The organism is Streptomyces sp. NPDC057474 (genome assembly GCF_042802555.1).
Classification (GTDB): domain Bacteria; phylum Actinomycetota; class Actinomycetes; order Streptomycetales; family Streptomycetaceae; genus Streptomyces.
On record NZ_JBHVDX010000012.1, the window covers coordinates 69,017 to 87,721 of the forward strand.

Consider the following 18,705-nt stretch of genomic DNA (forward strand, 5'->3'; position numbering starts at 1 on the left):
ACTGATGCGGTCCGCAGGGCGGCGAAACGGCGGACGGCAACCGCGCGGTCCGCTCGGTGACGACGGGGAAGGAACGGTGACGCACGGCATGAACAGGCACACGAGCCGGCACGCGAGCGGCCATCCGAGCAACCACGCCCGGCCGCCGCAGCCGGACATCCGGCTGCGCGTCGATCTCGACGGCGATCTGCGTCCGCACCGCAGCGCGAAGATCGAGGCGCACCTGCGGGTCGACGTGACCGCCGGCGGCGCCCCCGCCGAACTGCCCGCGATCGAACTCGCCGTGATCATCGCGGTCGACGTCGCCGAGCCCCTCCGGGCGGCCGTCCGGCACGCCCTGCCGGTCGCGCTGCGCGCCCTGCCCGACGGCATCTCCTTCACCTTGCTCGGTGCCGGCCCCGAGCCCGTCCGGTGTCATCCGGGAGGCGACGCCGAGTGGGCCGTCGCCGACCACCGCGAGAAGCGCCGGGCCGCCTTCGCCGCGGGCGCGATCCCGCTGCACCGGGACGGTCCGCGACCCGCCGGGTACGCCGCCTGGGCGGCCAGATCACGCGCCCTGCTCGCCGCCCGCCCGCTGTCCGTACGCCATCTGCTGCTGATCACCGACGGCAGCAGCGCCCTGGGCGAGACCCGCCTCGACGAGGAACTCGACGCCTGCGCAGGGCAATTCACCTGCGACGTTCTCGCCGTGGGCACGGACTGGACCCCCGAACCGCTGCTGACCCTCGCCGAACGGCTGCACGGCACCGCAGAGTTCGTGGACGACGGCCTCGGCGGGGCGATCACCGCCGCGATCCAGCGGCTGCGCCGCGTGTACACCCCCCAGCTGCCGATCGAGGTGACCGTACGGCCCTCGGTGCGGCAGGTCGCGCTGAACGAGAAGGCACCCCGGCCGCACCGTCTCGGCGGGCTTCCCCAGCCCGGCCGGCCGCACCGCTGGAGCTTTCCCACGTACCAGTGGGAGGAGGGCGGACGCGACTACCTGCTCACCCTCGTCGCCGACGCCGCCAGCGACCCGTTGGAGACCTATCTGCAGTTCGCCATGGTCTCCGTCGGCGACGTCCACGCGTCCGTCGCCGCCCGCTGGCACCGCCCCGATCTGCCGCCGCCCGACGCACCGCCGGGCTCCGGCAGCAGGCGCGACCAGAACACCACCACCGTGATGCTGGAGGCCCTGCGCAAAGGGCTCATCGCGCTCCGGGAACAGCAATGGCAAGTCGCCGAGCGGTACTTGGGGCAGGCCGCTCGCCTGGCGACCCGGCTCGGCGAGAACATGGTGCTGCGCGAGATCAGCGCGGTCGCCGACATCGTGGACGCGGCCGAGGGGCGGGTCCGGCTGCGCCGCCCCGCCGCCGACGCCGGCACGCTCGGCCCGATGATCCTGCGCGCCGGGTCCCGCCCCGTGCCCCTGACCGACACCACCGGCCCACAGCCGGGCCCGCGCTGCACCCGGTGCGCCACCCCGGCCGGTGGCGAGGCCCGTCACTGCATCGCCTGCGGGGAGAAGCTGCTGTGACGACCGGACGCGCCGCCTCCCGGAGCGGGCAGGCCCCCGCCGCCTCCCGGCGGAGGCCCTCCCTCGCAGCCTCCCGGCGCAGATACTCCCCGTACTCCCCGTACTCCCTCGGCGCCTTCTGGCGCGAGCGTCTGGGCGGCCGGCGGACCCGCCGACTGCTGGAGGCGCACCTGCTGGTCCTGACGGTGTGCGCGCTGGTGGCGGCCGGCGCCCTGTTCGTCTCCTGCCGTCAGATCCAGGGCGGCGCCGAGGCACTCGCCACCGAGGAGGCGCCGGCCGTGCAGGGGCTCGCCGCCACCCGGCTCGCGGTGCTGCGCGCCGACCACGAGGCCCGGGTCCTGGAGAAGATGAAGCTCGTCGACGTGGCGGGCTCGGGCGAGACCTACCGGGCCCAGCTCTCCGCCGCCGACCAGGGACTGTCCAGGATCGCCGACCGTACGGACCAGGACCTCGGCACCGTCAACGGTCTGCTCGCCACCTACAGCAACTCGATCAACCTCGGTACGGCCATGTACCGGGACCAGCCGCTCATGCGGCAGCAGAAGCTCGCCGAGGCGCGCTCCCTGCTCATCCGCCCGGGCGTCGGGCTCGTACCCCGCCTGGACGACGTGCAGCGGGTCCAGATGAAGCACGCCGAGGCCACCGCCACCGAGGGGTGGTTGCAGCGGAGCGGCTGGTGGCTCGCCGAACTCGCCCTGGCGGCCCTGGCGCTGACCCTGCTCTCCGCGCTGTTCGTGCTGCGCGACCGCTGCGGCCGCGACTGGAACCCGTACCTGCTCGCGGCCTTCGCCCTCACCGTGCTGCTCGCCGTCGTCCCGCTGCTGACGATGTCGTCCGCCCAGGACGACCTGGACAGCGTGGTCGGGGACCTGACGGAGATCACGAAAGCCTCCCGGCAGCCCTGCTGCGACGAGCGGCTGGCCGACGCCCAGCAGACCGTCACGGAGAGGTCCGAGGACGTCCGGCGCGTCCTGGCCGACGACACCTGGACCGACCGGGTCCACCAGGGCACCCTGACCGGCGGCCTGCTGATCGTCGTCCTGCCCGCGGTGGGGCTCGGTCTCCGGCTCGACAGCGACTACTGGAGGCGACGGTGACCCGGCGGTTCAAGGTGCTGGTGCTGCTCGTGGTGCTGCTGCTGGTCTCCGCCGGCAGCATGGTGGCGGTCTGGTCGCAGCGGGACGACGAGCCGGTGACCATCCTCGGGCCGTGGACCGACGAGCAGGGTGAGCAGTTCGAGAACGTGCTGCGGGGCTTCGGCATCCCCTTCGAGTACCAGGGCACCGCGGCCCAGCGCGAGGTGCTGCTGTCCAAGGTGCAGTCGGGGGAGCCCCCGGACATCGCGATCATGCCGGGCGTCGGCGAACTCGCCGAGTACGCCGGGCAGAAGCGCCTCAAGTCGCTGAACGGCCTCTACGCCGAGGAGGAGTACGGCGCCCCCTGGAAGCCGGTGGCCGGGCCCCAGCAAGACGCGTACTGGGTCCCGGTCAAGGCGGACCTGAAGAGCATCGTCTGGTACCGCGAGGGCGACAGACCCGCCAGTTCGCCCGCAGCGCTGGCGAGTTGGTGCATCGGCATGGGGGACGACGGCGCCTCCGGCTGGCCCGGCAGCGACTGGATCGAGGACCTCGTGCTGCAGCGGGAGGGCCCGGACACCTACGGCAAGTGGGCGCTGGGCGATGACGAGGTGCCGTGGACCGGGGCCGCGGTGCGCAGCGCGTGGGAGGCGTGGGCCGGTCTGCTCCGGCAGGACGAGGAGGCGGCCCGGCGCGCCCTGCTCACCGATCACCGCGGCGACCCCGCCAAGTACGGGCTGTTGTTCGACGGCCCGGAGGGATGCGCCCTGGAGCACCAGGGCTCCTTCGCCCGTTCCTTCTACCGGGACAAACGGCAGCAGGCGGGCCTGATGGATTCCGCTCCCCTGCTGCCCGGAGGCGGCTACCGGGTCCGGGCCCACGAGGTGACCGGCGACTTCGCCGCGCTGTTCAGCGACCGTCCACAGGCCCGTGACCTGATCGAACGGCTGGCCTCCCGGGAGGGCCAGCAGAAGTGGGCCGACTCCGCGGACGTCTTCTCGGCCAACCGCCGGGTGCGACCGCGGGACCGCCCCCTCGAACAGGAGATCGCCAAACGCCTCACCGGCACGGGGCCCCGCTGCCTCGACGCCTCCGACGTCATGCCCCCCGCCGTCCGCGACGCCTTCTACGAGGCCGTCCTCCTGACCATCGCCCGCGCCGCCGCCGGCGAGGATCTCGACGTTCCGGGGCTTCTCACCGACGTACAGAAGGTGGCGACCGCACAGACCGACCGACGTCCGGCTCTGCGGACGGTGTGCAGTACGTAGTCAGTGGGACGTAGGCAGTGGGACGTAGTCAGCGGGCGCCGGGGTGGGTCGCGTGGAAGGTGCGGCGGTAGGTGTCCGGGGGGATGCCCAGGGTGCGGTTGAAGTGGCGGCGGAGGGTGGTGGCGGTGCCCATGCCGGTCGCGGTGGCGATGGTGTCGATGCTGTGCCGGGTGGTTTCGATGGGGACCCGGGCCGTGATCGGGGAGTTCAGCATGGCCGATGTAGTCACCGTGCCCAGTCATCTGCCCATCCCCGAGGTGCACACGTATATGACGGTCGGGGCCGAGCGTGACGTGGCGGCCCCCGACACGCCCGCCCCGGCCGCCGTCGACGAGCGCGGGCGTTCCGCGCAGACCTTCCTCGTCGACGTCGTCGTCCGCTCCGGGGGCGTGGAACGGCGTGCCACCGCGCGCGGGCAGGACATCTACGCCGTCAGCGTGCCCCTCGCCGTGGAGGCGGTTCGGCGAGTGGTCGAGGGGCGGACGAAGGGGGTCGGGGTCCTCTCCGCCGGGGCCGCGTTCGACGCGGCCGACTTCCTGCGTGCGCTGTCCGGGCACCTTTCGGTCGAGCTGGGGCGGTAGCCGGGTCGGTGGCTGAGTCGGTGGCTGAGTCGGTGGCTGAGTCGGTAGGGGATGGTCAGGTGGTGTCGGGTGTCGGGGTGTCGGTGTGCGCTCCCGGCACGATCAGGCCTGTCTCGTACGCCACCACCACGGCCTGGGCGCGGTCGCGGAGGCGGAGTTTGGCGAGGATGCGGGCGACATGGGTCTTGACGGTGGCTTCGCTGAGGCGGAAGTGGGCGGCCAGTTCGTTGTTGCTGAGGCCGGTGGCGAGCGACCGGAGGACCTGCAGTTCGCGCGGGGTGAGGGGGGCCAGGTCGCGGTGGAGGGCGGGGGTCTCGGGGGTGGGCGAGACGAAGCGCTCGATCAGGCGGCGGGTGATGGCGGGGGAGAGGAGCGCGTCGCCGGTGCGGGCCAGACGGACGGCGGCCACCAGGTGCTCGGGGGTGACGTCCTTGAGGAGGAAGCCGCTCGCGCCGGCGGTGAGGGCGGCGTAGACGTAACGGTCCAGGTCGAAGGTGGTGAGCATGACGACGCGGGGCGGGTCGGGGACCGTGCCGGAGAGGATGCGGCGGGTGGCCTCCAGACCGTCCGTGCCGGGCATCCGGATGTCCATCAGGACGAGATCGGGGCGGGTGCGGTGGACCGCTTCGAGGGCCTGGTCGCCGTCGGCCGCCTCGGCGACCACGTCGATCCCGTCGGCGGAGAGGATCATGCCGAAGCCGGTGCGGACCAGGGCCTGGTCGTCGGCGATCACGACGCGCGGGCGATCGGCCTCCACGGGGCTCCCGACACGGGGGTGACCGGCCGTCATGAGGGGTCCCCGGGGAGCGGGTTGCCGGTGGGTGGGGGGCTGTTGGGCGTGTCCGGGGTGGGTGGGGTGCCCACGGGTTGGTGCCGGGTGGGCGGGTGCCCCGTTGGTTGGTTCACGGTGGGCGGGGCCCCTGTGGGTGGGCCCAGTGTGGGTGGGTCTCCGTCGGGCCGGTTCTCGGCGGGGCCGTCGTCGAGCGGTATGACCGTCTGTACGCGGTAGCCGCCGGTCGGGCGGGGGCCCGTCCTGAGGGTGCCGCCGTGGAGGGCGAGGCGTTCGCGCAGGCCGAGCAGGCCCCGGCCCGTGCCGGACGCGGCCGAGGGGGTGGGGGCGCCGCCGGTGTCCGTGACCTCCAGGCGGACCGCCGTGGGCGTGTGGTCCACGGTGACCCGTACGCGGGCGCCCGCGGCGTGTTTGACGGTGTTCGTCAGGGCCTCCTGCACGACGCGGTACGCGGCCAGGTCGGCGCCCGGAGACAGTCGGGACGGGGTACCGGTGACGGCCAGCTCGACGGGGACGCCGGAGGCGCGGACGCGTGAGGTGAGGGCCGGGAGTTGGTCCAGGCCCGGTTGCGGGGCCAGCTCCGTGTCGACGGCCGGCCCTGCCCAGGAATCAGCGGGCCCCGCCCCAGAACCGGCCGGCCCCGCCCCAGAACCGGCCGGTTCTGCCCAACCGGCCGGCCCCGCCCAACCGGCCGGCCCCGCCCAACCGGCCGGCCCCGCCCCAGAACCGGCTGGCCCCGCCCAACCGGTCGGCTGCGCCCAACCGGTCGGCTGCGCCCCGGCGTTCGGGGCGTGATCGTCGTCGGACATGGTCAACAGGCCCATCACATGCCGCAGTTCGGTCATCGCCGTACGGCCGCCCGCCTCGACGGCGAGGAGGGCCTCGCGGGCCCGGTCGGGGGCGACGTCCATCACCTTGCGGGCCGCGCCCGCCTGGATCACCATCACGCTCACATTGTGGGTGACGACATCGTGCAACTCCCGGGCGATACGGGAGCGTTCGTGCTCGACGGCCAGGCGCGTCGCGGCCTGCTGCTGCTCCTGGAGGGCGTGCACGCGCTGCTTCCACGTGTGGATCGCGTTGGCCCCGAGCCCCACGCCGAGCAGGACGAGGAACGGGATCACGCCCGGGGTGACGTACGGGAAGTTCTCCTCGACGAACGCCGCGATCAGGGCGGCGCCCGCCACCAGGCTGGTGAGCGCCCGCAGCCGGTACGGGCTGTGGACGGCCGCGCTGTACGCGGCGACCAGGCACGTCAGGAACGTGTACACGGTCGTTTCGCCCGCCCCCAGACGCTGGTTGAACAGCATCGTCGTGACGATCGCCGCCCAGAACGCGGTCAGCGGGTAGCGGCGGCGTACGAGCAGCGGCAGCGCGGTCAGGGCGGCGAGGAGCAGCTGCCAGCTGTGGGGCGCACCGAGATCCTGTGTCAGGTACGGGGGTGTCGGCAGGGGCGGGGGCGGGGGCAGCACCGGCTCGCCTCCCGGGACCGGCGTCAGCACCTTGTGCGGGATGTGCGGGACCACGCTCACGTCCTGCGACAGCGCGGCGCCCACCGTGCAGGCGGCCAGGAGAAAGGCGAGACACGCGTCGGCCGTCCACGCCCAGCGGGACGGGCGGGGCAGCGGGGCCGTGGCGTGGAGGAGGGACGGCAGCCCGCTCCGCCAGGACCGTGCGAGCGCCGCCCACGCCACCGAAATCCACGGTGGCCCGGCCGATGACGACCGGTCCCGTGTCATCCGGCCCCGTGTCATCCGACCCCATGTCATCCGGCCCCGTGGCGCCGGTGCCACGGTGGTTCCCGCCGCCCGCGCCGCCCCCGTCGCCTTCGTCCGCGTCTCCCCGCCGCCCATGGGATCAGTGTGGCAAGCGGCGACGGCCGTCACATCCGTCGTGGTGGGGACGGGCGGTACATCATCCGCGTACATCTCGGGGATGACGTGCGCGCGGGGTCCGCCCGGTACGGCAGAGGGGTTCGCCGTCGAGGGCGACGACCGGGCGCGGACCCGTCCCTAGCGTCGGGGGCCACACGTCAACCACCTTCCTGGGGAGGCTCCGTGGCCACTACCACGACCCCGTCCACCGCCGCGCCCGCCACCGCCGCCGCGCCCGTCGTCGACATCCGTGAGGTGAGCAGGGCGTACGGCGGTGAAGGGCCGCCGGCGCTCGACGGGGTCTCGCTGCGGGTGCGGGCCGGGGAGGCGGTGAGCGTCATCGGGCCGTCGGGGAGCGGCAAGTCGACGTTGCTCAATCTGATCGCCGGGCTGGACCGGCCGAGTTCGGGGAGTGTCACGGTCGACGGGGTACGGGTGGACCGGCTGAGCGAGGCCGGGTCGGCGCGGTACCGGCGGGCGAAGGTCGGCATGGTCTTCCAGTTCTTCAATCTGCTGGACGACCTGACCGTCGCCGACAACGTGCTGCTGCCCGCCCAGTTGGCCGGCATGGCCAGGGCCGAGGCGCGTCGGCGTGCGGCGGGTCTGCTGGAGTACCTCCGCATCGACCGGCACGCGGACGCGTATCCCGGCAGGCTGTCCGGCGGCGAACGGCAACGGGTCGCCGTAGCACGCGCGTTGATGAACCGGCCGGCGCTCCTGCTGGCCGACGAGCCCACCGGCGCGATCGACACCGCGTCCGGCGACGACGTCCGGACCCTCCTCACCGAACTCAACGCGGACGGCCAGACGATCGTCCTCGTCACCCACGACCTGCGCCTCGCCGAGTCCTGCGCCGACCGGACGGTGGAGCTGGTCGACGGGCGGATCGTGCGCGACACGGTGCGGGACGGCGAGGGGGACGGCGCGCGGCGTGGCGTCGGGAAGGGCGTCAGCGAGGCGGCTCGGGGCCGTGTCGGGGGCGGACACGGCATTCCGGGCGGCTCGGGTGTGGCGGGGGTGGAGCGGTGAGTGCGCTGGGGCGGGTGGTGCGGGCCGGGGTGGGGCGGCGGCGGGTGCAGACCGCGGTGATGGTGCTGACCACGTTGATGGCCGTGACCGCGTCGGTTCTCGCGGTCGGGTTGCTCGTCGCCGCGCGGGCACCCTTCGAGCGGGCCTTCGCGGAGCAGCGCGGCGCGCATCTGACCGGGCAGTTCGACGGTACGAAGGTGACGACGGCGCAGCTCGCGGCGACCGCCGACGCGCCCGGTGTGACGGCCTCGGCCGGGCCCTTCCTGACCCTCTCGGTACGGCCCCGCACCGTCACGGGGTCCGACTTCGTGCCGGCCGGGGTGGATCTGCCACCGCTGACCGTCGTCGGCCGGGAGGACGCGGGCGGGCCTGTCGACGAGATCGACCTGATCGAGGGTTCCTGGGCCACCCGACCGGGCCAGATCGTCCTGGCCACCAGCGGCACACCCCTACGGCCGGGCACCCGCCTGACCGTCCCCGACGCCCCGGGCCGCCCGACCCTGACCGTCGTCGGCATCGCCCGCTCGGTGACCGGCACTGGCGACGCCTGGGTGACTCCGGCACAGGCGGAGGCGCTGGCGGGGAACGGCGCGGAGAGCGGCAACAGCACTGCCGGTAAAGGCGGTTCGGCCTCGTACGAAATGCTCTACCGCTTCCGTCACGCCGCCACCGACGCCGAAGTGGCCGTCGGCCGTGCCTCGGTCGTGGCGGTCGTGCCGGACGGGGCGATGAGTGGGGCGCGGTCGTATCTGACCGTGAAGCAGGAGGAGACGGCGAACGCGATGGCGTTCGTGCCGTTTCTGGCGGCGTTCGGGGTGCTCGGACTGTGTCTGTCGGTATTGGTGATCGGGATCGTGGTCGGTGGGGCCGTGGGGGCGGCCACCCGGCGGATCGGCGTGCTCAAGGCGCTCGGCTTCACGCCCGCGCAGGTCGTACGGGCGTACGTGGCACAGGCGTTGGTGCCGACGGCCGTCGGCTGCGTCCTCGGGGTGGCGCTCGGCAATGCGCTGGCCGTGCCGGTGCTGCACGAGGTCGGGGAGGCGTTCGGCGCGTCGGCCGGGGGGATTCCGGTCTGGGTGGATGTCGTGGTGCCCGGCGCCGCGCTCGTGCTGGTCGCGGGTGCGGCCGTGGTGCCCGCGCTGCGTGCCGGGCGGCTGCGGACGGTGGAGGCGATCGCGGTCGGGGGTGGACCCAGGGCGGCCGGGCGCGGTGGGCCCGGGCGTGGGCGGCTGCTGCGGCACCCCACGGCCAGGCGCTCTATGGCCAGGCGTTCCACGGCAAGGCGCTCTATGGCCAGGCGGTTCACGGCCAGGAACCTCACGGCCAGGTTGCCGTTGCCGCGGGCGGTCGGGCTCGGGCTGGCGCATCCCTTCGCCCGGCCGGCGCGGGCGGCGACGGTGGCCGCGGCGGTCGCCTTCGGGGCCGTGTCCGTCACCTTCGCCGTCGGGCTCGCGCTGACGCTGGGCGCGGTGCAGGAGGGCCGCATGCTCGACTCGGCCGGATCGGTCGTGGTGGAGGCGGGCGGCGGTCAGGGGCCGCCCGGTGCCGAGGTGGTGCGTGCGGACGGGGACAGCGGCGTGGGGCCGAAGGCCGATCCGGAGGCCGTGACCGCCGCACTGCGGGCGCAGGAGGGCACCGGACGCTTCTACGGCACCGCGCAGGCCCAGGCCAGCGCCTCCGGAATCACGGGGGCGACGACCGTCGTGGCGTACGAGGGCGACTCGGCGTGGGGTGCGCCCGAACTGGTCTCGGGGGCCTGGCTCGACGGGCCGGGCCAGGCGGTGGTCACCTCGCGGTTCCTGACGGCCGCCGGGATCGGTGTCGGGGACACGGTGACCCTCACCGAGGAGGGCCGGCGGGCCACCGTACGGATCGTCGGCGAGGCCTTCTTCACCCAGGGCGAGGGCATGGTCCTGCTCACCTCGACCGCCACCCTCACCGAACTCGGGCTCGGCGCGGAGGCGTTGCCGGGCCGGTTCCACGTACGGACCGAATCGGGCACCGATCCGGCGGGATACCTGGACTCGCTGAACCGCGCGCTCGACGAGGCCGGCGTCGCCGCCTTCGCCCGCGCCGACACGGCCGGTTCCTCCAGCGTGATCGTGGCGATGGACGCGCTGATCGGGATGCTCACGCTGATGCTCGTCGTGGTCGCCGGGCTCGGCGTCCTCAACACGGTCGTCCTCGACACCCGCGACCGCGTCCACGACCTCGGCGTCTACAAGGCACTCGGCATGACACCCCGCCAGACCGTCGCCATGGTCGTCACCTCCGTCGCCGGGGTCGGCCTGCTCGCGGGGCTGGTCGCGGTGCCTGCCGGGATCGCGTTGCACCGGGCCGTCACCCCGCTCATGGGCGACGCCATCGGCATGACCCTCCCGGCCACCGACCTCGCCGTGTACGACGGACCCGTGCTCGCGTCCCTCGCGCTCGGCGGGCTGGTCATCGCGGTGACGGGCGCGTTGCTGCCGGCGGGGTGGGCGGCGAGGACGGGTACGGCCGCGGCGCTGCGGACGGAATGAGAGGCCCCTTCGCCCTTCACACGACGGGTGGCCTCAGCCCTTGACCGTCCCCGCCGTCAGGCCGCCCACGACGAAGCGCTGGAGGGCGGCGAAGACGCAGACCACCGGGATGCTGATGAGGGTCGCGGTGGCCATGAGGGCGCCCCAGGCGGTGCCGTGGGTGCCGACGAACGCGTTGAGGAGGACGGTGACGGGCTGGACGGCGGGTTCGGAGGCCAGGGTGAGGCCGAAGACGAACTCGCCCCAGGCGATGAGGAAGGAGAGGGCGGAGACGGCGACCAGACCCGGCGCCGTGATCGGCAGGACCACCCGCAGCAGTACGCCCGCCGGCCCGCACCCGTCGACGAGGGCCGCCTCCTCCAACTCCCGCGGCACACCCCGCAGTACGGGCCGCAGCACGATCACCGCGAAGGGCAGCGTCAGCGTGGTGTCGGCGGCGATCAGACCGATGTACGTGTCGTCGAGACCGGCCCGGCGTTCCAGGATGAACAGCGGGGCCGCCAGCACGATGCTGGGCGGGAGTTGGGCGATCAGCAGGGCGAGCACCATGGTTCCGGAGCCACGCATGCGGACGCGGGCGAGGGCGTAGGCGAGGGGGACGCCCAGGAGAAGGGTCAGGGCGACCACTCCGCAGGAGATGACCAGGCTGTTGAGCAGGGCGCGCAGGAGAGCGTCGTCGGAGAGCGCGGTCGAGTAGTTCTGCGTGGTGGCGGGGGTCGGGAACCAGTTCGGGGTCTCGGCGAGGATGCGGTCCGGCGGGGTGAGGCTGGTGTTGACCATCCAGTAGACGGGGAGGAGGAAGACGGCGCTGATCAGCGCGGCGACCGTGGTGAGCAGCCAGGACTGCTCACTTCCGGCTCGGTGCTTCACGCCGCCTCCCCCTCCCCGCGCAGCCGCCGTACGTACGACACACCCGCCGCCAGCGGCACGAGCAGCAGCAACAGCCCCGCCGCCGCACCCTCGCCGAAGCGGAAGAACTTGAAGAAGACCTCGTAGACATAGACCGACAGGACGCTGGTGGCGTCGACCGGGCCGCCGCCCGTCATCACGAAGACGATGTCGAAGACCTTGAACGTGTAGACGAGGCCGAGGAGAAGCACGGTCACCGAGACGGGCCGCATCAGCGGGACGGTGATCCAGCGGAACCGCTGCCAGGCGTTCGCGCCGTCGAGGGCGGCGGCCTCGTGGAGTTCCGGGTCGATGGTGTGCAGGCCGACCAGGAGCAGCAGCATGTTGAAGGGCACGCCCACCCAGACGTTGGCGAGGATCACGCCGGCCAGGGCGGTGGCGGGGTCGATGAGCCAGTCGTGGGCGAGGGCGTCCGGGCCGATCGCGCGGAGCAGCGCGTTGTAGGCGCCGGCGTCCTGGTCGAGCATCCAGCGGAAGAGGGTGCCGCTGACCACCGGGGGCAGCAGCCAGGCCACCAGGAGGAGGGAGCGGAACAGGCCGTTGAGGGGGAACGGCCGGGCGAACAGCAGGGCCAGGGCGAAGCCGATCGTGAACTGGAACAGCAGCGAGCCCGCCGTGAAGACCAGCGAGAGGCGTACGGCGTGCCAGAAGTCCGGGTCGGTGACGGTCGTCCGGTAGTTGTCGAGGCCCACGAACGGTGGGGAACCACCGAGGAGTTCGGACAGGCGTACGTCGTGCACGGACGTCCAGACGTTGTAGAGCAGCGGGTACGCCAGGACGAGGGCCAGGAAGACCAGGCCGGGGAGGGAGAAGAGGTAACCGGCACGTCGGCGGCGGATGGCGAGGGAGGCCACAGGGCGCAGACGGGGGCGCGTACGGCGGTGACCGGGCCGGGGCCGGAACCGTTTCATCGCCGCTCCGGGAGGAGCGACCCGTCCTGGACCGGCCGCCGCGTCGAGAGGGTTCCCGGAGGACCGGGCCGGCCTCCTCTCCTCGCTCCTCCTCCCGCCGCTCCTGCGGTCACCGTGCCTCCAGGGCCTTGTCGAGCTTCGCGGCGGTGGTCCTGGCGACGGCCGACGGGGACGCCGTGCCGGTGAGTACGGACTGTTCGGCCTCGGCGACGGCCTGGGAGGCGTCGCCGTAGCCCGGGCCGTACTGGCGTGGGCGGGCGAGGGGCAGCTGGCTGAGGAAGAGCCGCAGGGCCGGGTCGGAGGACCAGGTGCCGGTGTCCGCGAGGTCCTTGCGGGCGGGGAGGTTGCCGAGCGCGACCAGGTACGGCACCAGGGCCGAGGGCCGCTGGGTGTACTCCAGGACCTGCCACGCCTTGTCCTGGTGGTCGCTGCTCGCCATCACCACCCAGTTCTCGCCGCCCAGGCAGGTCGCCGACTCCCTGTCGCGGGGCAGCGCGACCACGCCGTACTCCACGTCCGTCTTCTTGATGGTCGGCAGCTGCCACGGGCCGTTGATCTGCATCGCGGCCCGCCCGTTGACGAACCGGGTGTTGACGTCCTGCTGCGTCCAGCCCACGCACTGCTCGGACAGCGAGCCCTTGGCGACGAGGTCGTCGAGGAAGGCGAGCGCGGTCGCGCCGTACGTCGCGAAGGTGTCCAGGTCGCCGCCGGCCTGCCACAGGAACGGCAGGAACTGGAACACGCCCTCCTCCGTCCTGATCGCGCTCATCGCGAGACCGAACCGGTCCCCGCTGGTCAGCCGCCCAGCCGTGTCGGCGAGCTGGTCCCAGGTGGTCGGCGGCTCCACCCCGGCGGAGTCGAGCATCCGGGTGTTGTAGTAGAGGGCGAGGCAGTTGCTGTTGTTGGGGATGCCGAGGCTCTTGCCTTCGACCTGGCAGCCGTCCCAGGGGCCCTTGTAGTACTGGTCCGCCTGACCCCAGTCCTCGACCTGTTCGGTGAGGTCGGCCAGCAGGCCGCTGCCGGCGAGCGAGTTCATGGAGACGTTGTCGACGATCGCGATGTCCGGGAGGTCGCCGGAGACCGCGCCCAGGGTGATCTGCCGTTCGAGGTCGGCGAAGGGGAACGTACGGCGTTCGATGCGTACGCCGGGGACCTCGGCCTCGATGTCCTTGATCAGCCGGGTGAAGGCGGACTGGAAGTTGTCCAGGGTGAAGTAGTCCCACCAGGTGAGGGTGACCGTGCCGCTCTCCTTGTCCGAGCCGCAGGCGGCCAGCGCGGAACCGAGACCGAGGGCGGCGGCGCCCGCACCGGCGGCGCGCAGGAGACCGCGGCGGTCGACGGGGTAGGACATGCTCTGCTCCCTGGGGATGGGTGGGGACGGCGAGGGTGTGTGGGGCGGGTCGGGGGTGGCGTGGTGGCTTGGAAGGTGTGCGGGCGGCGGGTCGTGGGTTGCGGGCTTGGTGGGCGGGGGCTCAGAAGTCGGAACCCGGCAGGTCTGGCAGATCCGGTAGGTCGGGGAACTGGTCGAGGTCCGGGAACTCCCGTTCGGGCTCGGAGCCGGGGACCGGGCGGCAGGGACCGGTGCTGTCCCGGAGGGAGATCAGGGGTTTGAGGAGGACGTGCCGGGGTGCCGAGTCCGGCGCGGTGAGGCGGCGGACGATCAGGTCGACGGACACCCGGCTCATCTCCCGGGCGGGGATCTCGGCGGCGGTGAGCTGCGGGTTCACCTGTTCCGCCCAGTGGCCGGCGGCCACGCCGACGACCGAGAAGTCGCGCGGGACGTTGCGGCCCCGCCGGAGGAGGCCGCGGTAGAGGCCCTCCAGCGCGGCCTCGTTCATGGTGACGAGGGAGGTGGTTGCCGGGTCGTCCAGCAGGATCCGCTCCAGGACGGCCTCGCCGGCGGTGACCTCGTCGTCGCAGAGGTAGGCGTGCGGGGTGAGCACCTGCTCCGCCATGGCCTTGGTGTAGCCCTCCAGGCCGAGGTGGGCGAAGCCGTAGCCGCTCTGGAAGAGCTGTTCGGACCTGTTCACGAAGGCGATTCTGCGGTGGCCCAGGTCGGCCAGGTGATACACGCAGCCCCGGGCCAGCCCCGCGAAGTCCAGGTCGACCCAGCTCGTCTCCTCCGCCCTGCTGTTCCGGCCGATCGTCACGAACGGGAACCCGGTCCTCGCCAGGTGCTCCAGCCGGTCGTCCTCCAGCTTGATCTCCATCACGATCACCCCGTCGACCCGGCCCCCGTCCACCATCCGCCGGAACGAGCTGTCGCCCGCGCGGTCGGCGGGAGACAGCAACACGTCGTAGTCGTACGTCGTCGCCGCCTCCGCCACCCCACCGATGAACGCCAACTGCATGCCGGTGTAGTCACGGTTCCGGCCGGCGGGGGGATAGACGAGGCCGAGGGTGTGGACGGAGGGCGTGAAGGAGGGGGTGGGGGCAGGGGTGGCGGCGGAGGTGAGGTGACCGGTCATCGTCAGGTGGCCGGGAGGGGCTGTTCGGCCCAGATGGTCTTGCCGGTGGAGGTCTGGCGGGTGCCCCAGCCCTGCGTGAGCTGGGCGACCATGTGGAGGCCGCGGCCGCCCTCGTCGTAGGCGCGGGCGCGCCGGAGGTGGGGCGCGGTGCTGCTGGCGTCGGAGACCTCGCAGATGAGGGTGCGGTCACGGATGAGCCGGAGGCCGATGGGGACGGCGCCGTAGCGGATGGCGTTGGTGACCAGTTCGCTCACCACCAGTTCCGTGACGAAGGCCGCTTCCTGCAGGCCCCACACGGCCAGTTGGCGCGACGCCTGCGCCCGGGCGTCCGCGACGATCGCCGGGTCGGACGGCAGGGACCACGCGGCGACCTGATCCGTGTGCAGCGCGCGCGTGCGGGCCAGAAGCAGCGCCACATCGTCGGCGGGGGTCTCGGGCAGCAGCGCCTTGAGCACGGTGTCGCAGGTGACCTCCAGTGAGGAGACGGGCGCGGACAGAACCTCGCACAGCCGGTCCTGGCCCAGACCGATGTCGTGGTCGCGGGCCTCGACCAGGCCGTCGGTGTAGAACGCGAGGAGACTGCCCTCGGGCAGTTCCACCTCGGTCGACTCGAACGGCAGACCACCGACCCCCAGCAACGGGCCCGGCGAGAGCTTCACCACCTCGACCGTGCCGTCGGGATACAGCACCGCCGGCGGCGGATGCCCCGCGCTGGCGAGGGTGCAGACCCGCGAGACCGGGTCGTAGACGGCGTACAGACAGGTCGCGCCGATCTCGGCGGCGGATGGCATCTCCAGGTCCTCGGGGATGCTCTCGTCGTCGTAGGTGAGGTGGGTGACGAGGTCGTCGAGGTGGGTGAGCAGCTCGTCCGGCGGGAGGTCGACGTCGGCGAGCGTACGGACCGCCGTGCGCAGCCGGCCCATGGTCGCGGAGGCGTGCAGTCCGTGCCCGACGACATCGCCGACGACCAGGGCGACCCGGGTGCCGGAGAGCGGCACCACGTCGAACCAGTCGCCGCCGACCCCCGCCCCCGAACCGGCCGGCAGATAGCGGTACGCCACCTCGACCGCCGCCTGCTTGGGCAGCTCGCGGGGGAGCAGACTGCGTTGCAGGGTGAGCGCGTTGGTACGTTCGAGGGTGTACCGGCGCGCGTTGTCCACGCCCACGGCCGCCCGGCCCGCGAGGTCCTCGGCGAGCACCAGGTCGTCCTGCTCGAAGGGCTTCGAACCGTTCCGGCGGGCGAAGAACGCCACCCCGAGCGTGACCCCCCGGGCCCGCAGCGGCGTGGACATGACCGAGTGGAACCCGAAGCGCCGGACGCGGTCCTTCCGCGCCCCGTCCTGGGTGACCCACCGCAGGTAGTCGGGGTCGTCGACCCCGCTGATCAGCGGTTTCCCGCTGGCGAGCGCGCGGGCGGGCGGGGAGAACGGCGGATAGGCGTCGAGCCCGCCGAGCGGCACGGCGGCTTCCGGTACGCCCTCGTACGTGGACTGGTGCGCGGCCCGGCGCAGCGCGACGGCGGTGTCGAGCGGTCCCGGGGCCGGTTCCTGGCCGCGCAGCACCGAGTCGAGCAGGTCCACGCTGACGAAGTCGGCGAGCCGGGGGACCGCCAGATCCGCCAGCTCCTGGGCCGTGCGGGTCACGTTCAGGGTGCTCCCGATCCGGGTGCCGGCCTCGTTCAGCAGCGCCAGCCGCTGCCGGGCCCAGTGCTCCTCACTGCTGTCGAACGTCGCCGTGCCGACAGCGCACACCTCGCCCGTGACGGGGTCCCTGACCGGCCACATCTCGGTGATCCAGGCCTGCTGACGCGAGGAGGAAGGGCCGGGCGACGTGTGCTCGTAGCGCATGGGCCGCCCCTGGTCGGCCACCTGCTGGACGAGCCGCAGAAACCCCTCCTCGGCCGCCTCCCCCGGGGGTTCCCCCGACCTCGCGGTGTCCAGCCGGTATCCCTCCGGCCCCCTGGTGAACGTCGACATGCTGAGCGGGGACTGCGTGTGCGACCACTCGACCATCCGCCGGTCGCGACCCGCCTCGGACGCCTCGGACGCCTCGGACGACCTGGACGCCCCGGAGGGGGCGGTGGGGGCGGTGAGGTCGGCCGGGGTGGTGGCCGTGATGACGAAGGCCCGCGCCTCCCCGTCGGCGCCCAGCGAGGGTGAGCAGTGCAGGGTCAGCTGGACTGGGTGACCGTCCCGGTGTCGCAGCACCGCCGTACCACTACCGCCCCACCCCGGGCGGACGTCCGGCGCGTCGTACTCGTCGACCAACTCGGCCGCCGCCCGCCCCACCACGTCCGCGGCACGGTGGCCCAGCAGCCGTCGAGCCCCCTCGCTCCAGCCCGTGACGAGGCCCTGGGGGCTGACGGTGGCCGTGGCGGTTTCGGCCGCGTACGCGGAGTGACCGGATGCCCGATCGGAAACCGGCCTGGCTGTATCCATTCCCTGCTCAATTCGCGCCGGACGTGTCACTCATAGTCCTCAGCCTGCGCGCTGCGCCAGAAACGGACAAGTCGGACCCGCCTTCGGAGTGTGAGGGGCCGCGGACCGAATCTTGTACGAGCTCTTACCTTGGCTGGCTCTCTCCTGTCCCTCGCTTGTCCTCGCGCTGTTCGACCGGATCGAACAGTGGTGTTCGGCACCCGTCGAAGCAGCCGGTGGGTGCCGAGTCCCACGATCAGCCGACCTCCGCGAGGTGTAGCCAGCATGTCTTCCCGTGTCATACGCAGTGCCGTCATACGCAGTGCCGTCATACGCAGTGCCGTCATACGTGGTGCCGTCGTACGGAGAGCCGCACTGGCCGGAGTCGCCGCCTTCACCGTCCTCACGGTCGCCTCCTGCGCCGACGGCGACAGCGGTACGGAGTCGAAGGGCACTACGACCGTCGACGCCTCGCCCCAGGCCGACGCGAAGGACGACGCGAAGGCCGGGGAGAAGGACGACGCGAAGGCCAAGGAGAAGAAGGGAGGCGCCCACTGGGGTTACGAGGGTGCCGACGGGCCCGCGAACTGGGCGACCCTCGCCGAGGACTTCGAGGCGTGCGAGGCCGGCAAGGAGCAGTCCCCGATCGACCTGGACGACGACAAGGCCGTCGAGGCGCCGGTCAGCAAGGCGATCACCATCGACTACCGGCCCGTCACCGCGGAGCTGGTGAACAACGGCCACACCGTCCAGGCCAACGTCTCCGAGGGCAGCGGGATCGTCATCGACGGCACCTCCTACGACCTCAAGCAGTTCCACTTCCACCTCCCGAGCGAGCACACCGAGGACGGCGAGCACGCCGAGATGGAGGTCCACTTCGTGCACGCGAACCAGGACGGGGCGCTCGCGGTCGTGGGCGTGCTGATGGAGGCGAGGGCCGGCGACTCCGCATTCTCCGACCTGTTCGCGAAGCTGCCCGCCGAGGAGGGCGCCACGGAGAGGATCACCAAGTCCTTCGACCTCACCGCGTTCCTGCCGGGCGACCGCGACCAGTACCGGTACGACGGCTCCCTGACGACCCCGCCCTGCGCCGAGGGCGTCAAGTGGACCGTGCTGAAGGAGGAGGTGCCGGTGTCGCCGGGCGAGGTGGCCGCGTACGAGGAACTGTTCCCGAAGAGCAACCGGCCGACCCAGCCGGTGAACGACCGCGAAGTCACTGTCGTGGAGGACTGACCTCGCGGTTCCGGGATCCGGGGGCCGGGGTCCGCGTCGCGGAGTCCGCGTACCGGGGGCCCGGGATCCCGGAAGGCGCCCCGCGCACCCACGAGGTGCGCGGGACGTCCG

The 18,705-nt window shown here is 72.8% G+C and carries 13 protein-coding genes and 2 pseudogenes; 7 read left to right on the top strand and 8 right to left on the bottom strand.

Annotated elements, in window-relative coordinates; genetic code table 11:
- The first annotated feature begins 88 nt into the window (after positions 1 to 88).
- The 3 genes from ACFU53_RS05540 to ACFU53_RS05550 are packed head-to-tail and all read left to right on the top strand — an operon-like array spanning position 89 to position 3,860.
- Positions 89 to 1,516, top strand: coding sequence for a vWA domain-containing protein (locus ACFU53_RS05540; protein ID WP_383986323.1), 1,428 nt, complete (start codon positions 89 to 91; stop codon positions 1,514 to 1,516).
- Positions 1,513 to 2,613, top strand: a complete 1,101-nt coding sequence (locus ACFU53_RS05545) for a hypothetical protein (protein WP_383986325.1) — start codon at positions 1,513 to 1,515, stop codon at positions 2,611 to 2,613. The genes ACFU53_RS05540 and ACFU53_RS05545 overlap by 4 nt, the downstream gene beginning before the upstream one ends.
- Positions 2,610 to 3,860, top strand: a complete 1,251-nt coding sequence (locus ACFU53_RS05550) for a carbohydrate ABC transporter substrate-binding protein (protein WP_383986327.1) — start codon at positions 2,610 to 2,612, stop codon at positions 3,858 to 3,860. Before ACFU53_RS05545 ends, ACFU53_RS05550 begins: the two co-directional genes overlap by 4 nt.
- A gap of 28 nt (positions 3,861 to 3,888) precedes the next feature.
- Here the strand turns inward: ACFU53_RS05550 and ACFU53_RS05555 are convergent.
- Positions 3,889 to 4,041, bottom strand: a pseudogene (locus ACFU53_RS05555) (AraC family transcriptional regulator); the annotation flags it as partial.
- On the opposite strand from ACFU53_RS05555, the pseudogene ACFU53_RS05560 reads away from it, so the two are divergent.
- A pseudogene (locus ACFU53_RS05560) lies at positions 4,040 to 4,441 on the top strand (saccharopine dehydrogenase); the annotation flags it as partial. The pseudogenes ACFU53_RS05555 and ACFU53_RS05560 sit on opposite strands and share 2 nt — an antisense overlap.
- A gap of 55 nt (positions 4,442 to 4,496) precedes the next feature.
- On the opposite strand, the gene ACFU53_RS05565 reads toward ACFU53_RS05560, so the two are convergent.
- Complete coding sequence (locus ACFU53_RS05565; RefSeq protein ID WP_383986329.1) at positions 4,497 to 5,231, bottom strand: response regulator; 735 nt, start codon at positions 5,229 to 5,231, stop codon at positions 4,497 to 4,499.
- A complete protein-coding gene (locus tag ACFU53_RS05570) occupies positions 5,228 to 6,925 on the bottom strand; it encodes a histidine kinase (protein WP_383986331.1) in 1,698 nt (565 codons plus the stop codon). Before ACFU53_RS05570 ends, ACFU53_RS05565 begins: the two co-directional genes overlap by 4 nt.
- Before the next feature lie 363 nt (positions 6,926 to 7,288).
- Here ACFU53_RS05570 and ACFU53_RS05575 point away from each other — a divergent pair, with 363 nt between their 5' ends.
- Positions 7,289 to 8,134 (top strand): ABC transporter ATP-binding protein, encoded by an 846-nt coding sequence (locus tag ACFU53_RS05575; protein ID WP_383986333.1) that lies wholly within the window; start codon positions 7,289 to 7,291, stop codon positions 8,132 to 8,134.
- Positions 8,131 to 10,656 carry an FtsX-like permease family protein gene (locus ACFU53_RS05580; RefSeq protein ID WP_383986335.1) on the top strand — a complete coding sequence of 842 codons (2,526 nt, stop codon included), beginning with the start codon at positions 8,131 to 8,133 and terminating at the stop codon, positions 10,654 to 10,656. Before ACFU53_RS05575 ends, ACFU53_RS05580 begins: the two co-directional genes overlap by 4 nt.
- A 33-nt stretch (positions 10,657 to 10,689) precedes the next feature.
- Here the strand turns inward: ACFU53_RS05580 and ACFU53_RS05585 are convergent, their stop codons facing one another.
- From ACFU53_RS05585 to ACFU53_RS05605, 5 genes are all read right to left on the bottom strand, one after another.
- On the bottom strand, positions 10,690 to 11,526 hold the full coding sequence (locus ACFU53_RS05585; RefSeq protein WP_383986337.1) for a carbohydrate ABC transporter permease: 837 nt from the start codon (positions 11,524 to 11,526) through the stop codon (positions 10,690 to 10,692).
- On the bottom strand, positions 11,523 to 12,476 hold the full coding sequence (locus tag ACFU53_RS05590; RefSeq protein ID WP_383986339.1) for a carbohydrate ABC transporter permease: 954 nt from the start codon (positions 12,474 to 12,476) through the stop codon (positions 11,523 to 11,525). The genes ACFU53_RS05585 and ACFU53_RS05590 overlap by 4 nt, the downstream gene beginning before the upstream one ends.
- Positions 12,477 to 12,585: 109 nt before the next feature.
- Positions 12,586 to 13,827 (bottom strand): extracellular solute-binding protein, encoded by a 1,242-nt coding sequence (locus tag ACFU53_RS05595; RefSeq protein ID WP_383986341.1) that lies wholly within the window; start codon positions 13,825 to 13,827, stop codon positions 12,586 to 12,588.
- 121 nt (positions 13,828 to 13,948) lie between these two features.
- Positions 13,949 to 14,944, bottom strand: a complete 996-nt coding sequence (locus ACFU53_RS05600; RefSeq protein WP_383986343.1) for a LacI family DNA-binding transcriptional regulator — start codon at positions 14,942 to 14,944, stop codon at positions 13,949 to 13,951.
- A gap of 2 nt (positions 14,945 to 14,946) precedes the next feature.
- Complete coding sequence (locus tag ACFU53_RS05605; RefSeq protein ID WP_383986345.1) at positions 14,947 to 17,382, bottom strand: SpoIIE family protein phosphatase; 2,436 nt, start codon at positions 17,380 to 17,382, stop codon at positions 14,947 to 14,949.
- A gap of 264 nt (positions 17,383 to 17,646) precedes the next feature.
- Here ACFU53_RS05605 and ACFU53_RS05610 point away from each other — a divergent pair, with 264 nt between their 5' ends.
- Entirely contained in the window at positions 17,647 to 18,594 is a 948-nt protein-coding gene (locus ACFU53_RS05610) for a carbonic anhydrase (protein ID WP_383986346.1), read from the top strand.
- Positions 18,595 to 18,705 lie beyond the last annotated feature (111 nt).

Coding starts and splice junctions, on each gene's coding strand:
- ACFU53_RS05610 (WP_383986346.1), top strand. CDS start 17,647: ATGTCTTCCCGTGTCATACGCAGTGCCGTCATACGCAGTGCCGTCATA.
- ACFU53_RS05565 (WP_383986329.1), bottom strand. CDS start 5,231: ATGACGGCCGGTCACCCCCGTGTCGGGAGCCCCGTGGAGGCCGATCGC.
- ACFU53_RS05605 (WP_383986345.1), bottom strand. CDS start 17,382: ATGGATACAGCCAGGCCGGTTTCCGATCGGGCATCCGGTCACTCCGCG.
- ACFU53_RS05590 (WP_383986339.1), bottom strand. CDS start 12,476: ATGAAACGGTTCCGGCCCCGGCCCGGTCACCGCCGTACGCGCCCCCGT.
- ACFU53_RS05540 (WP_383986323.1), top strand. CDS start 89: ATGAACAGGCACACGAGCCGGCACGCGAGCGGCCATCCGAGCAACCAC.
- ACFU53_RS05600 (WP_383986343.1), bottom strand. CDS start 14,944: ATGACCGGTCACCTCACCTCCGCCGCCACCCCTGCCCCCACCCCCTCC.
- ACFU53_RS05595 (WP_383986341.1), bottom strand. CDS start 13,827: ATGTCCTACCCCGTCGACCGCCGCGGTCTCCTGCGCGCCGCCGGTGCG.